This is a genomic window from uncultured Gilliamella sp., assembly GCA_945271295.1.
In the GTDB taxonomy this organism is placed as follows: Bacteria; Pseudomonadota; Gammaproteobacteria; order Enterobacterales; family Orbaceae; genus Gilliamella.
In genome coordinates this window covers 45,322-59,973 of sequence record CALYPG010000015.1, presented here as the reverse complement: position 1 = coordinate 59,973, position 14,652 = coordinate 45,322, and the positions used below count along the sequence as shown (strand labels likewise).

Here is a 14,652-nt window from a genome sequence, read left to right as displayed (position 1 = left end):
TCAAAATTTTTGATCTTAATCACTAAATTCACTAACCTTATCGCTACCAGCTTTTTGCTGACGCCGTGTCAGTGGATGCGCATTATAAACACTTCTTTTTTTTTGGCAAGTAAAGATCTTTATATTTTTTCTGTTTGCCTTTTATTTAGCCAAATTTGTTTGTCATATTTGTTTTCATTAAGTGAGATCATTCAATATGTTTATTGGACATATAGTGAATCGAATATTGATCTTAATTGTAAGTTCCCTATGCCAATATAGAGTGCATTGCTTATTTTGATAATGGTCAAAAGAGACAAAATAACCGATAAGATAAAATATACCGAGATATTTTATTAGGAATTATAAGTCAGGCGCAAAAATTGAAAATGAGTATAAAATAGATCCTAAATATAAAACCGCTTAAAGATTGACAAATTTGACATTATAGATTATTTAATATCAATAATGAATCTTTGCGCAAAGTACAAAAAATTCATTTAACGAAAATAATTTAAATTATATTTGAGTATGATTATGCCCCAAAAAAAATTTCTATCTGTATTTATTACATTAATCATTGTTTTGTTGCTTGCTATTTTACTAATTAAAAAGAACATGAAGATGGATTATGTCGTTGAATTGTCACCCTTACCTCAAAATGAATTGTGGACAAAGGAATATGCAGAAGAAATGTTGGAAAAGGCTTATATGATAGGTATTCCTTATATAAAAGATAAAAATGTTTTATTAGAATTAGTAAAACAGGCGTATCAATGGGATAAATATGCCATGATACAGTATATAAAGATAACTAAAAATCAGTATGAAATTGAACCTGATCCAGAGCATTCATTAGAGTTATTTATAAAATCACACAAAAATCAATTAGTTGATATTTATGGTCATCAGTTAACAAAACCAGCAATTCTTGACTTGCATGAATTTGATTTTATGCGAGTATTAGCTGATCATGGTTATTTATATCCCATACTTTATGTGGTTTATTTTGATCATACACTTGAACACAATAAACGAATTACCTATATGAGAAATGTTGTCAAACAAAATGAAGCTTATCACCTTGTATTAGCTCATAGCATACTATTCAATCAAAGATCAGGATACAAGGAATATACAGAATTTTCTGTTATTATTAAACCTCTTCCAGAATTTATTCCAACACTGACAAACTCAGAGTTAACAGAAGCGATCAGTTATTTTGAACAATCAGCAAAACATGGCAATTTATATTGTTTGGTAAGATTAGTTGAAACCTATTTTTATGGCATAGGTAAGAATAAAAATCTGGAAAAGGCATTAGCATGGTCTGAATTAGTCAATCAAGCTTATAGTAACTATAAAACATCAACAAGAATGGAAAGTAATCCTCAGGATGATAAGAAAAATGATGAACTCTATCATTATAGTCAAACATTAGTACAGCAGATTAAACAACATTTAACACCAGAAGATATAAAACATAGTGAAACAGAGTTAACTGCGATTCAGCAAAACATAAAATGGGATTATGACAAGTGGATAAAAAGTTTTCCTTCGCCTCCTCCGCAACCATAACTATAAAATATTTACCTATCATAAACAGAATTTGTAATTTTTCTAGATAAATTATATGCATTAATATGCATAATCAATTTACATTTTTCAAAAAATCATACAAACACTACTTAATTGACATTTTTTACTTTTTTTCAATATTTGATAAAAATAAATAACTGTTATTTTCTGATAAATAAACAAACATACTTTACAAATAAATATGCAAAATATCCAAAATTTTTCGGGGTATATTAAAACAACACCGACATTATTTTTCATGTACGTAATTTTATTTTAACGACTCGCACCAATAAGAAATTTTGCTTTATCTTTAAAGATAAATTTTATCATATTAGCAATGAGTACACTTATCACTAACGTAGACACCAAAAAACTTACTGCTCCCAAAGAAGCTAATTGACCATTATCTGTTTTTATTACATCACCAATAGGTAATGCCATTAACCATTTTTCCAGAGATAACACAATAATTTCGTGAATAAAGTAAACAGGAAAACTGATATTGGCCATATAAGATAAAAAATTATAAATTTTGCCATTATTAGTTTTATGATTCAGCCCATCTAAAAAATAAAGCGCTAATATAAACAAAATGATTTTTTGCAATGTATCTAAATAAAGTTTTTCTAGGCCTAATTGATTAACATAACGATAAATATATGGCACAAAAAAGCACAAGCAAAAAAAAGAAATAATTAAAAATAAATTATCTTTTACTACTTTCATAATGGTTTCATAATTCTGCTTTATCATCATTCCAATTAAATAGACAGGTCCAAAATGCATCAAATTCAAAAAAGGCTGGGTAAAATCAGGTTTAGTAAATATGACTACCCAGAACATAGCAATAAGCCCAACAATAATTAAACTTTTTTTAGACCAATAATAAAGTAGTGGTCCCATTAAATAAATAATTATAATCATAGGCATGAACCATAACGGTAATAACTGTGTACCTGTTAACATCATTTTAGTAATAGTACTGACAATATTCGGCTCTGTTGCGCTATACCAAGGTAGATTAGATAAATATTGATAATGAAAAAAAAGAAAACAGAAAATAGAAACTGAAATATAAGGACATACAACAGTCTTAAATTTAGATAAATAATAGGTTTTGGTATCAAATTTATAGGTTAAATGTTGAAATAAAAAACCTGCAATTAATACAAAAAAAGCTGTGAAATTAAAGGCAAATAAATTTAAGAATGAAAATAGATAACTATTTGAAATTAAGCTACTATTTTTAAATACTCCCAAACAATGACTGAAAACAATCATTATAATTGCCACGCCACGTAAAACGTGAATAGATTGAATTTTCTGAGCTTTTTGTGTTGCCATTTTAATATTGATAAAGCAATAAATATAAATTGCCATACATTATCATATATTCAAACGTTTATAACTAATCTTTGCAAAATAATATGAGAGAAAAGACCTCAATAATATCAGGTGCAATAACGAGGGTGGTAACAAATTTATTTGTCTAATTTTTTAAGTGCAAATGAACACAGCGGAATAATCTCACGTTTTTCTTGCTGTAATGCTTTAACCACTAACTTTAATAACTCATCTGCAATTCCTTGTCCGCGATAAGTAGGGGCAATATAAGTATGGTCGATTGTTGCTTTATTTTCCCCTATGCGAGTAAATGTCATTTCTGCGATTTCCTGATTCGTACTATCACAAACATAAAAACGATCACTATCTTCCAAGTAATGTAATGACATAATATTTTCATTCCCTAAAATTAATTTATTATAGAATAATCTATGCGTTACAAGTTTTGTAAAAAGTTAATTTCCCAAAAAAATAAGGTGAATATTTAATAATGCAAAGAAAATGATTCGCATATTAATTATCCACCTACAATAAAACTAATTTATTTTTAATGCTGATTTAAAATAAACGTTTTGCGGTATTGTAAAGATCAACATCAAAAGGACGCTTCATATTATTGATTGCGTCCACAATATCATGATGTACTAATTTACCATTTTGTACACCAACACATCGTCCTGCATAACCTTGTAATAATAATTCAACTGCATAAGCCCCCATTCTAGAGCCCAAAATACGATCATAAGGAACAGGCGAACCACCTCGCTGTACATGGCCTAATACGGTTGCTCGTGTTTCATGATGAACTGCATTTTCAATATCTTTTGCAAGTTGGTTTACATCACACATATGTTCAGTTACTGCAACAATCGCATGTTTTTTACCTTTAGCAAAACCGAGTTTGATTTCTTCAATCAGATCTTCTTTGGTATAGGCGACCTCAGGAATAATCATGAACTCACACCCACCAGCAACAGCAGCATTTAAGGTTAAGTCACCACAATCTCTTCCCATAATTTCAATAACAGAAATTCTCTGATGAGAAGAACAGGTATCGCGTAATTTATCAATTGCTTCCACCGCAGTACTAAGTGCAGTAAAGTAGCCAATTGTATAATCTGTACCACGAATATCGTTATCAATAGTACCGGGTAACCCAATACATGGAAAGCCTTCTTCTGTTAATCGCATTGCGCCCATATAAGACCCATCACCCCCAATAACAACTAATGCCTCAATTTGATGTTGTTTTAGGTTAGCAATACCTTTTTCTCTAGCCGATTTATCTTTAAATTCAGGAAATCTTGCTGAACCTAAAAAAGTACCACCTCGAGTGATAATATCTGACACACTATAACGATCTAGCTGAGCAATTCGATTTTCACAAAGTCCCAAATAACCATCATAAATACCAAACACATCCAAACCTTCGGTTAATGCAGTTCGAACAACACCACGAATAGCTGCATTCATTCCTGGCGCATCGCCACCACTGGTCAAAATCCCTATTTTTTTTATCATATAAAATAACTCCAAATTATTAACTTTCGGCTATTATAGATTCTTAAAAGATAACTAACAATAGATGATATAGGCTATTTTGATTGATTTTTAGTGTGCATCATTTCAACAGGCACAACTGAAATTGGATCTTGATGAATAATAACCGTTGCAGGTGAAAACTCTATAGAGATACACTTTTCAATAGAATCTGCAATAGCATGCGCTTTGATTAAAGGCATATTATCATCCAGTTCAACATGTAATTGTATAAATTTTACAGGACCCGCTTGTCTAGTTTTTAGATCATGAAAACCATGTACATCAGGAAATGAGGCAACTATCTTTGCAACTTTGATGTTATCACTTTCAGGTAAAGCTCTATCAAGTAGATCTTGTATAGCATTATAGGCAATTTTATAAGCATTATAAAAAATATATAAAGCAATAAAGAAAGCAAAAATAGCATCAGCATAGGTAATACCATACCAGCTTAAACATAGCGCGAATATAACGGCAATATTCATAAACATATCAGATGAATAATGTAGCATATCAGCCTGAACAGCTTTACTAGCCGTTAATGTTATTACATGTCTTTGATATAAAACTAACACAAATGTAATAACCGTTGAAACGGCTGATATAACAATCCCAAGTATCGGCAATTGAATATCACTAGGATGAATTATAGACTTAATACTTGATAACAATAAAATAGTAGCAGAACCAATAATGAAGGTACTTTGTGCTAATGCAGCCAGTGATTCAGCCTTACCATGACCAAAGGTATGCTCTTCATCAGCCGGTTTTAGAGCATAACGGACTAAAAAGAAATTGAGCCCTGAAGCTAACAAATCAATACTAGAATCAAGTAATGAAGCAAATAAACTCATTGATCCAGTCAACCAACAGGTAACTAATTTAATTATAATTAGAAAAATAGAGACTAAAACAGCACTCAATGTCGCTTTTTTGACTGATTTTTCGTACAAAGATGATTTTGGCATTTTGTACCTATTGATAGCTGTCTATACCTATTGGCAAAATAAGTTGCTGAGCAACTTTAGCTGCAGTTGCCCGACCTAATAAAACATCTATAATTTTTAAAGCAAAATCAATTGATGTTCCAGGACCTTGGCTGGTGATAACCTTATTTTTGTCATCAAAATAAACTCTTTCTGATTGCCAATGTATAAACGCATCCTTAGTCTCAGGATAACCAGTCATACGCGCATCGGGGAATAAATTATGATACTGTAAAACCATTGCTGGTGATGCACAAATTGCAGCTACAATACCCCCTTTTTGATGTGCCTGTTTTAACATATCGATTAATACCGCACAATCTCGAAAATTTTCTGCGCCTTTTAATCCTCCCGGTAAAACAATTACATCAAAATCCTTATTTTGAACTTCAGATAAAGTACTTTGGGTTAATATTGTTACCCCTCGTGAACACTTAACCTCACAAGTATTGTAAATACTAGCACTTGTGACGTTAATACCCGCACGAGTTAATAAATCAATTGTGGTAACAGCTTCGGTTTCTTCACAACCATTTGACAAAAATACTAATGCTTGCTTTATCATTATTGTACCTCTCTTAGCCAACAAACCGTCCAGATAAGTTTTAACCATTGGATGAATTTACTTCATCCTTTCAATATTTGCACCTAACTTTCTTAGTTTTTCTTCTATGTTGTCATAACCTCGGTCAATATGATAAATACGATCAACAATAGTTGAACCTTCTGCGATACAACCGGCTAAAACTAAACTTGCCGATGCGCGTAAGTCTGTTGCCATCACTTGAGTACCACTTAGTTTTTCAACGCCATGAGTTATTAATGTGTTACCTTCAATTTCAGCTCTTGCCCCCATACGTATTAACTCAGGCACATGCATAAATCGATTTTCAAAAATAGTTTCTTTAATAATTCCGGTACCTTCAGCTACCATATTCAATAATGAAAATTGAGCTTGCATATCGGTAGGGAATCCAGGATGAGGTGCTGTGTGAATATTAACCGCTTTAGCTCTTTTACCATGCATATCTAAACTAATCCAGTCGTTACCTGTTTCAATATATGCACCAGCCTCTTTGAGTTTAGCTATCACTGAATCGAGTAATGTTGGATCGGTTTGCCGACAAATAATTTTACCTCTTGATATAGCTGCCGCAACTAAAAAAGTACCTGTTTCAATACGATCGGCAACAATTTTATGTACACCACCACCTAGTTTTTCAACGCCATCGATTTCAATGCGTACTGTACCTGCACCACTAATTTTTGCGCCTAGCATATTTAAGAATTTTGCTGTATCAACAATTTCAGGCTCACAAGCAGCATTTTCGATTATAGTTTTACCTTCAGCTAAAGTTGCAGCAGACATAATAGTAACAGTTGCACCAACACTCACTTTATCCATTACAATATGAGCAGCTTTTAGTCGTCCATCCACTGTAGCTTTCACATATCCTTCATCCAGAGTGATAGTTGCCCCCAATTGTTGTAAACCTGAAATGTGAAGATCAACGGGTCTGGCTCCAATAGCACAACCGCCAGGAAGTGAAACTTGACCTTGACCAAAGCGCGCAACTAACGGACCTAAAGCCCAAATGGATGCGCGCATAGTTTTGACTAATTCATAAGGAGCACAGTAATTATTAAGATGACTAGCATCAAGATAGATAGAACCATTACGTTGGCAAGTAACACCTAATTGACTCAATAATTCTAAAGTAGTATCAATATCCCTTAATTTAGGAACATTTTGTATTTCTACAGGTTTTTCTGCCAAAATCGCCGCAAATAAAATTGGTAATGCGGCATTTTTAGCTCCTGAAATAACAACTTCGCCATTTAGCGAAGTAGGCCCCATAACATGAAATTTTTCCATTATAAACTCTTATACCAAATAAACCGACGGATATTATAAAAGCTATTTACAAAGAGTTAAATCAATTTATGAAAATAGATCAAACCATTAACACCGAGCATTTTTGAAAACAGTTGCAAATTAATAAATTACCTATTGTTTTATAAAAAGTAGTTATTTTTTACTTAAAAATAAAGCTAACCTAAAACCATTTTTACAAAATAGCCTTAATTCATAGATTGATATCTTTAATAGCCACGGTTCTGTTAATTTGATAAAATGATAATTTATCAAAACTTTTAGATAAATAATATAAAGTAATATGGATTACGATATCGCAATAATAGGCCTTGGTCCTGCTGGTAGTACACTAGCCCGTTTACTAGATCCATCCTTTAAAGTTATTGCTTTAGATAAAAAACACCAGTCAAGTAATGGTGGATTTTCTAAACCTTGTGGTGGGTTATTGGCGAATGATGCACAAAAAGCCTTTATTCGACAAAAGTTAAATATGCCTATTGATATTTTAACTAATCCACAAATTTTTAGTGTTAAAACCTATGACCTCCAAACCCAATTAATACGTAATTATCAGCGTAGTTATGTGAATTTTAATCGACACAAATTTGATCTATGGCTAAAATCGCTAATACCATCTACAGTTACCGTTTGCCATAATACGTTATGTAAAGAAGTTAGACGTATCATTGATGGTTATCAAATCACCTATATTACTGATGATAGAATAGAACACAAAATTACCGCCAAATATATTGTTGGTGCTGATGGCGCTAATTCTGTAGTTAGACGGATGCGCTATCCTAACCATAGTATTAGACAATATGTCGCTATCCAACAATGGTTTAATGAAGAACATTCAAACCCATTTTATTCTTGCATTTTCGATAATAAATTAACCAATTGTTATGCATGGAGCATATCTAAAGATGGATATTTCATCTTTGGTGGAGCATTCCCGAAAAAAACTGCCAATGAACATTTTGAATTATTGAAAGAAAAACTAACCAAACAGGGGTTTATTTTTGGTACTCCGATCAAAACTGAAAAATGTCTTGTGGTTTACCCAAATCGATTCCGTGATTTTTATACTGGTAATGAAAACATTTTTTTAATTGGTGAAGCAGCAGGATTCATTAGTGCTAGCTCTTTAGAAGGAATTAGTTATGCACTCGATAGTGCTGAAATTTTAAGTAAAATATTAAATAACAATCATCCAAAACCCAATGCGAGTTATTATCAAAAAACAATTCAATTACGATTAAAACTATATAGCAAAATTGTAAAAGCAAAAATCTTAACCACACCATTATGGCGCAAGTTAATTATGAAAAGTAAAATCCAACACATTAATACAATCTAAAAAAAAATAGATATCAAAAGATAGGTCAAAACCAGTGTTAATGTAGATAAGCAGATTGATAGTGCCGTTATAGTACACTATTAGTGTGGAGTTCTTTCTGATTCTGGTATGGAAATTTTATGTGGATTAAATGTCATTGAGGATCATTCAACAATTATTCAGCCAGTATGGTAACCAGATCAAAAAGTGAACCTATATGGTTAAGGTTATGACATAAATAATGGCAAAATTACCGATCTGCATATTACCTCATCAAGCAGTGAAAATCGTAAAATTAATTACCGTGAAACCATTTCATATCTATTAAATCGGCATAACTTCTAACATCTTATAATTAGATTATTTAAAACGGTAAATAACTTGATTACTACTACCTCGCCAAAGTAATTTGGGATCAGCAAGCTCCTGAACAAATTTACCATCAATTAACACATCAATATACGATACCACTTCTTGTTGTGCGGGAGTTAGTTCATCAAGTTTATAACCAGTCCAAAGCCAAATATCTTTATTAGGACATTGGGTTTTGACACGTTTAACCAATTTAAGTATGGTTGGCACATTTTGTGGATGTAATGGATCACCACCAGAAAGCGATAATCCTTGACGTTTTATCTCGGTATCTTGTAGATCTTTGATAATTTGATCTTCAAGGGCCTGCGTAAAAGGTGAACCAGAATCTAAGCCCCATGTACTTTTGTTATAACAACCACGACATTGATGTACACAGCCTGCGACAAAAAGTACACAGCGAGTCCCTTCGCCATTAACGACATCCACTGGATAATAGCGATGATAATTCATAAATATTAATCAATCATTAACCAATTTGACCATTATTTAAATGCTTCACTCGTCGTTTTACCTCTTCTTGTTTCCCGGCATTAAATGGACGAGCATCAGGACTACCTAAATAACCACAAACACGGCGAGTAACAGAGACTTTAGATGAATCATGATTACCACAACTTGGGCAAACAAAGCCTTTACTGGTACATGAAAATTCACCGGTGTAGCCACATTCATAACACTCATCAATTGGTGTGTTGGTACCATAATAAGGAACGCGGGTATAACTATAATCCCATACATCTTCTAACGCTTTAATATTATTGATCATGTTAGGATATTCGCCGTAACAAATAAATCCACCATTTGCAACAAATGGATAGGGTTTTTCAAACTCGATTTTTTCGTATGGATTTACTTTTTTCTCAACATCTAGATGGAAACTATTAGTATAGTAACCTTTATCTGTCACTCCAGGAATTATACCAAATTCAGCAGTATCTAATCGACAGAATCGATCACATAAATTTTCACTTGGTGTACTATATAAGCTAAACCCATAACCAGTTTCATCTTTCCACTGCTCAACTGCTTTACGTAAACGCTCAACAATAGCTACTCCTTTTTCACGTAAAGTGTCACTATCAAAAGGATGAGATTGATTACCATAAAGTGCATTTAAGGTTTCGTGAATACCAATATAACCTAAAGAGATTGATGCTCGACCATTTCTAAAGATTTCGGACACATTATCATCTTCTTTAAGACGAACACCACAAGCCCCTTCCATATATAAAATAGGTGCTACTCGTGCTTTAACACCATCTAAACGTGCAATACGAGTCATTAAAGCTTTTTTACATAAAGCTAACCGTTTATCCAATAATTCCCAAAAACGAGTTTCATCACCCTGTGCTTCAATGGCAATACGAGGTAAATTTAAGCTAATCACACCTAAATTATTACGGCCATCATGGATTTGCTTTCCATCTTCTTCGTATACACTTAAAAAGCTTCGGCACCCCATAGGTGTTTTAAACGATCCTGTAACTTCAACGACTTTTTCATAATTTAATATATCTGGATACATACGTTTACTTGCGCATTCTAAAGCAAGTTGCTTAATATCATAATTAGTATCACCAGGCTTATGGTTAATACCATCTTTAATAGCAAACACCAGTTTTGGGAACACTGCTGTCTTATGATTTTTACCAAGACCTTTGAGGCGGATTTTTAAAATTGACTCTTGAATCAAACGTGATTCCCAACTTGTACCCAATCCAAAACCAAAAGTAACAAATGGAGTTTGCCCATTAGCGGTATGCAATGTGTTAACTTCATATTCAAGCGATTGAAATGCATCATAACACTCTTTTTGAGTACGACTTTCAGCATAAGCCTCTGGATTTGGGATTTGCCACTCCTCTGCAACTTGTTTATGTTTTTGGTAACTAATAGTCACAAATTTGGCTAAGATTTCATCAATACGATTTATAGTGGTGCCACCATAAATATGGCTGGCAACTTGCGCAATGATTTGTGCTGTTACAGCAGTTGCAGTAGCAATTGATTTTGGTGGTTCAATTTCAGCATTTCCCATTTTAAAACCATTAGTCAACATACCATCTAAATCAATCAACATACAGTTAAACATCGGGAAAAATGGTGCATAATCTAAATCATGATAATGGATCTCTCCACGATCATGAGCTCGCGAAATTTCTTTAGGTAATATATATTGTTTAGCATAATGTTTAGCAACAATACCTGCGAGTAAATCACGCTGGGTTGGAATTACTTTACTATCTTTATTAGCATTTTCATTAAGAATCGCAACATTACTTTGTTCGATTAGTCCACGAATATCTTGATTTAATCGACTACGTTCTTCCCGTGCTCGATCTCGATCATGTCGATACTCAATATATTTTCTTGCTAACTTCTTATAAGGACCTGACATTAATTGATTTTCAACAGCATTTTGGATTTCATTAATGTCTACACTCTCACGTTTAGACATTTGATTAGAGACTACGCGAGCAACTGCTGCACAATAATCAGAATCATTTACATTAGCTGCTACAGCGGCTTTAACTATTGCGTCTTTAATTCGAGTTTCATTAAATGCAGTTTGACAGCCATCTCGTTTAATTACTACAGGCATAATTACTCCTTAACCTTAATTCATGATTAAATCTCTTGTTAGAGTTTTTTTATAGCAACAATAATATTCATGTTATTATTTAAAATAATTATTTTTTATAAGAATATTAGGCTTTTAATCTAGACAGGGATTCCATACCATTTAATTCAATGCAATACTACATATAGATAATTATTTTTAATTATACACCATATATTGTGTTTTTCTAGGAATATTAATAAATAAATTGCTTGACAACATTCAACTCGATAATTACTAATAATTTTAGGGTTTGTTAATCTTTCATTTAATAATGATTAGCAAGTCCATAGCTATCAGTTATACCTAATTTTTGTTTTTATGAAAGATCAACCGCCCCAGTTAAAAACGAACAAAAATCAATATGATTTATTACTTCTACCCACAATGGCTCACTCTTTAACGGAAAAGAATATCGATATCTTCGATATAATGAGTTATCAATTCACTAAAATTGTCATTACTTATACTAAAACGTATATCATTCCTGAAACATCTTTACAAATATTGGCAGTTACTGCTCTTTTAAAAAACGTTTTTAACAAACCATAACAATATTTATTGTTGACTAACTAAAGTAAAAAATGAGCCATCTTTGATGGGACTGCCTTATCATTGTTCTAGTAAATCACACCATACCCTGGAGCTACGGACGAACGACTTAAGTCCAATCTTGTAACGTAGATTCGAATTTAATGGTTATTGAAGTTTAATAACGGCCTAATTTGATTTATCCTAAATTGTAAAAATATACTGCTTATGTAATAAGACTAAGTTTGTCATTTGAATTAAATTCACCTATAAAGTTTTGTTTCCACGGTCGATATGTATTAACTGCCATTTATTATTTAATAATAATACATAAACAATCACCATCTTTAATTCCATTAAGACTATATAACGACACAGGGATTTTTTTATTATTCAAAATTTGTTTTAATTCATTTAGTTTCATTATTTTGTAATTTCTTATTAAAGAATCAATAGTTAAATAACCTTTTCAAGGCTTGGATAGATTATACAGCATCTTCTTTTACCAATGATTAGCCAATAAACCGTGATAGCACATGAAGAAAGAAAATGATGTATATACGCCTCAATAAGAATATCGGAAAAACCGCCGACTCAGAAGAAGCAGCAGGATTACAAGAGCGACGCGATAAAATAAGTCAATTTCCGGCAGATTATAAACAAAATCCAAAAGAAAAGCTCAATCCAGCACAGCTTGAACAATATTATTATATGCAAAAGCTAGAAACTGACGTAGCAAAGTGGGAAAAAGAAAAAGAGAAAATCAAACAGTGTTTATGGTGGGATGATGTGGTTAAAGGGTTAGCCAATCAAAATCAATCAACAACCGACTCAGGTGCGATAAGTGAAAATGAAAGCACCCCAAGCACCCCGACCGAACAAACCGAACCTGAAGCCCCACCACCAGCCACACTAAACCCAAACGGCAAAGCGTGGTTTATCCATCCTATTACTTTAATTAATTATTTTAATATTAAAATAAAATTGTGGCATGAGCCATTGAAGAATTCGCAAAGAACTTATTATAACTCAAGTGATAATATTAAACCGTCTAATGGTGCTTTCGGCAAAGTTCGTTCATTTTGGAATGAAGAAACCAAAAGTTTGCAAAAGAAAACACATAATGGTTTAGATTTATTTGCTGATATTAATACACCATGTTATGCATGTCTTGATGGTGAAATAATACAATATAAAAATGAAGGCTCCAATGGCTATGGAAATGTTTTAGTCCTTAAAATTAAAGGTGATCATTTAAGAGATTCAATAAATAACTATTCATTAGAGTATAAAGATGAAGTAGTTAGTGGTAATGGATTTAATTTAAATGCAGATTATTTTTATTTACGCTATTGTCATTTAAGTTCTGCTGTTTTAATAAATGGGAATGTTCAAGCAGGTGATTTAATTGCTTATAGTGGAGATTCCGGTAATGTCAAAGGAGTTTGTAATCCTCATGTTCATTTTGAAATTGCAATGAAAGCCAGCGGTAATGGCTTAGGACTTGTCAATAGATATAATCCTGCTTTTTTTGTCAATTTACAAGCAATAGACGAGAAATTGCAAACTGATGTAAAAAAACGACGTAACAATGAGAAAAAATAAAACATGAATCTAAATTTTATTAAGTATTTTCTTTATTCCATAATTTTTAATTTAATTATTGTTATCCCAATTAATGCTAAAAAGCATGTTAATAATGGAACAAACTTAGAAAATAAATTATTATCTTTTCCCAATGATCACCAAATAAACTCATGGCATCGGTTTGATAAAGAAATGAAATTTAAATCTATAAAATCAGACAATAATAATGCTTGGAAGTTAGGTGACTATCGTATTAAGTGTAGAAACATAAATTATACTTGTAACTTAAATTATTTAAATCAAAATTTAAGTTTTTCTATACCAAGCGATATAGATAATATAAATGGCCTAAATGTTTATCTATATAGAAGTACAACAAACAAATTATACAATATTATTCTTCTAGAAGCTGAGGAAGAAAGAGGTATTGGTTGGTATTATGTTCTTGTATTGAATAAAACTAATTTAGTAGGGCAATTTTTTATTAATCAAGGTAGAAGTGGAATATACTTAATTGATGAAGGTAAAAAATTTACTTGTGATAATAAAGCTATTAATAATGAAAGTTTACCTCGAATAAATCATTCAATTTGTTCAGAAAATATTGATGAAATATATATAAGCCCTAAATATTTTCTATCTATTTTTAATAAAAATAATGAATTTCTATTCATGTTTAATAAAGTATACGCAAATGAACAAGAAGAAGAAAACGATACAGTAACATATATTACAGAAAAAAATATATATATTGAAAAGAAGATTAATTGAAAAATTAGCTATTTATTTATGCAAAAACTGTAAATACCGAGGTATGGAAACCTCGGATATAAAACAATTAAAGGGATTAAGCGTGCAAGGGATAGCTAGGCACGCTGTTTTATAAGATTAT

Annotated in this window: 13 protein-coding genes; 5 read left to right on the top strand and 8 right to left on the bottom strand. The window is 31.9% G+C overall.

The window, feature by feature from the left end:
- Together Q0K76_RS08660 and Q0K76_RS08655 are read left to right on the top strand one after the other, a co-directional pair.
- Positions 1-261 (top strand): hypothetical protein (locus Q0K76_RS08660; protein WP_294614411.1); only part of this gene is annotated, 261 nt, incomplete at its 5' end.
- A 255-nt stretch (positions 262-516) separates the two neighbouring features.
- Positions 517-1,557 (top strand): hypothetical protein, encoded by a 1,041-nt coding sequence (locus Q0K76_RS08655; RefSeq protein ID WP_294614408.1) that lies wholly within the window; start codon positions 517-519, stop codon positions 1,555-1,557.
- Positions 1,558-1,833: 276 nt separating this feature from the next.
- Here Q0K76_RS08655 and Q0K76_RS08650 read toward each other — a convergent pair whose 3' ends face one another.
- From Q0K76_RS08650 to murA, 6 genes are all read right to left on the bottom strand, one after another.
- Positions 1,834-2,940 carry an acyltransferase gene (locus Q0K76_RS08650; protein WP_294614405.1) on the bottom strand — a complete coding sequence of 369 codons (1,107 nt, stop codon included), beginning with the start codon at positions 2,938-2,940 and terminating at the stop codon, positions 1,834-1,836.
- A gap of 101 nt (positions 2,941-3,041) precedes the next feature.
- On the bottom strand, positions 3,042-3,293 hold the full coding sequence (locus Q0K76_RS08645) for a GNAT family N-acetyltransferase (protein WP_294614401.1): 252 nt from the start codon (positions 3,291-3,293) through the stop codon (positions 3,042-3,044).
- 169 nt (positions 3,294-3,462) lie between these two features.
- On the bottom strand, positions 3,463-4,425 hold the full coding sequence (gene pfkA / locus Q0K76_RS08640) for a 6-phosphofructokinase (RefSeq protein WP_294614398.1): 963 nt from the start codon (positions 4,423-4,425) through the stop codon (positions 3,463-3,465).
- A gap of 74 nt (positions 4,426-4,499) precedes the next feature.
- Entirely contained in the window at positions 4,500-5,414 is a 915-nt protein-coding gene (locus tag Q0K76_RS08635; RefSeq protein ID WP_294614395.1) for a cation diffusion facilitator family transporter, read from the bottom strand.
- Between the two features lie 7 nt (positions 5,415-5,421).
- Entirely contained in the window at positions 5,422-5,997 is a 576-nt protein-coding gene (locus Q0K76_RS08630; protein WP_294614392.1) for a DJ-1 family glyoxalase III, read from the bottom strand.
- A gap of 57 nt (positions 5,998-6,054) precedes the next feature.
- Positions 6,055-7,308, bottom strand: a complete 1,254-nt coding sequence (gene murA, locus Q0K76_RS08625; RefSeq protein ID WP_294614390.1) for a UDP-N-acetylglucosamine 1-carboxyvinyltransferase — start codon at positions 7,306-7,308, stop codon at positions 6,055-6,057.
- Between the two features lie 301 nt (positions 7,309-7,609).
- Here murA and Q0K76_RS08620 point away from each other — a divergent pair, with 301 nt between their 5' ends.
- On the top strand, positions 7,610-8,668 hold the full coding sequence (locus Q0K76_RS08620) for an FAD-binding protein (RefSeq protein ID WP_294614387.1): 1,059 nt from the start codon (positions 7,610-7,612) through the stop codon (positions 8,666-8,668).
- Positions 8,669-9,007: 339 nt separating this feature from the next.
- Here Q0K76_RS08620 and nrdG read toward each other — a convergent pair whose 3' ends face one another.
- Together nrdG and nrdD are read right to left on the bottom strand one after the other, a co-directional pair.
- Positions 9,008-9,472 carry an anaerobic ribonucleoside-triphosphate reductase-activating protein gene (nrdG, locus tag Q0K76_RS08615; protein WP_294614384.1) on the bottom strand — a complete coding sequence of 155 codons (465 nt, stop codon included), beginning with the start codon at positions 9,470-9,472 and terminating at the stop codon, positions 9,008-9,010.
- A gap of 16 nt (positions 9,473-9,488) precedes the next feature.
- Positions 9,489-11,627 carry an anaerobic ribonucleoside-triphosphate reductase gene (gene nrdD / locus Q0K76_RS08610; RefSeq protein ID WP_363322446.1) on the bottom strand — a complete coding sequence of 713 codons (2,139 nt, stop codon included), beginning with the start codon at positions 11,625-11,627 and terminating at the stop codon, positions 9,489-9,491.
- 1,095 nt (positions 11,628-12,722) lie between these two features.
- On the opposite strand from nrdD, the gene Q0K76_RS08605 reads away from it, so the two are divergent.
- Together Q0K76_RS08605 and Q0K76_RS08600 are read left to right on the top strand one after the other, a co-directional pair.
- Positions 12,723-13,778 (top strand): M23 family metallopeptidase, encoded by a 1,056-nt coding sequence (locus Q0K76_RS08605; RefSeq protein WP_294614378.1) that lies wholly within the window; start codon positions 12,723-12,725, stop codon positions 13,776-13,778.
- 3 nt (positions 13,779-13,781) lie between these two features.
- A complete protein-coding gene (locus tag Q0K76_RS08600) occupies positions 13,782-14,531 on the top strand; it encodes a hypothetical protein (RefSeq protein ID WP_294614375.1) in 750 nt (249 codons plus the stop codon).
- The last annotated feature ends 121 nt before the right edge of the window (positions 14,532-14,652 follow it).

What these genes read in the sequence shown, in the direction of transcription:
- Q0K76_RS08655 (WP_294614408.1), top strand. Translation starts at nt 517, where the DNA reads ATGCCCCAAAAAAAATTTCTATCTGTATTTATTACATTAATCATTGTT.
- Q0K76_RS08650 (WP_294614405.1), bottom strand. Translation starts at nt 2,940, where the DNA reads ATGGCAATTTATATTTATTGCTTTATCAATATTAAAATGGCAACACAA.
- Q0K76_RS08645 (WP_294614401.1), bottom strand. Translation starts at nt 3,293, where the DNA reads ATGTCATTACATTACTTGGAAGATAGTGATCGTTTTTATGTTTGTGAT.
- pfkA (WP_294614398.1), bottom strand. Translation starts at nt 4,425, where the DNA reads ATGATAAAAAAAATAGGGATTTTGACCAGTGGTGGCGATGCGCCAGGA.
- Q0K76_RS08635 (WP_294614395.1), bottom strand. Translation starts at nt 5,414, where the DNA reads ATGCCAAAATCATCTTTGTACGAAAAATCAGTCAAAAAAGCGACATTG.
- Q0K76_RS08630 (WP_294614392.1), bottom strand. Translation starts at nt 5,997, where the DNA reads ATGATAAAGCAAGCATTAGTATTTTTGTCAAATGGTTGTGAAGAAACC.
- murA (WP_294614390.1), bottom strand. Translation starts at nt 7,308, where the DNA reads ATGGAAAAATTTCATGTTATGGGGCCTACTTCGCTAAATGGCGAAGTT.
- Q0K76_RS08620 (WP_294614387.1), top strand. Translation starts at nt 7,610, where the DNA reads ATGGATTACGATATCGCAATAATAGGCCTTGGTCCTGCTGGTAGTACA.
- nrdG (WP_294614384.1), bottom strand. Translation starts at nt 9,472, where the DNA reads ATGAATTATCATCGCTATTATCCAGTGGATGTCGTTAATGGCGAAGGG.
- Q0K76_RS08605 (WP_294614378.1), top strand. Translation starts at nt 12,723, where the DNA reads ATGATGTATATACGCCTCAATAAGAATATCGGAAAAACCGCCGACTCA.
- Q0K76_RS08600 (WP_294614375.1), top strand. Translation starts at nt 13,782, where the DNA reads ATGAATCTAAATTTTATTAAGTATTTTCTTTATTCCATAATTTTTAAT.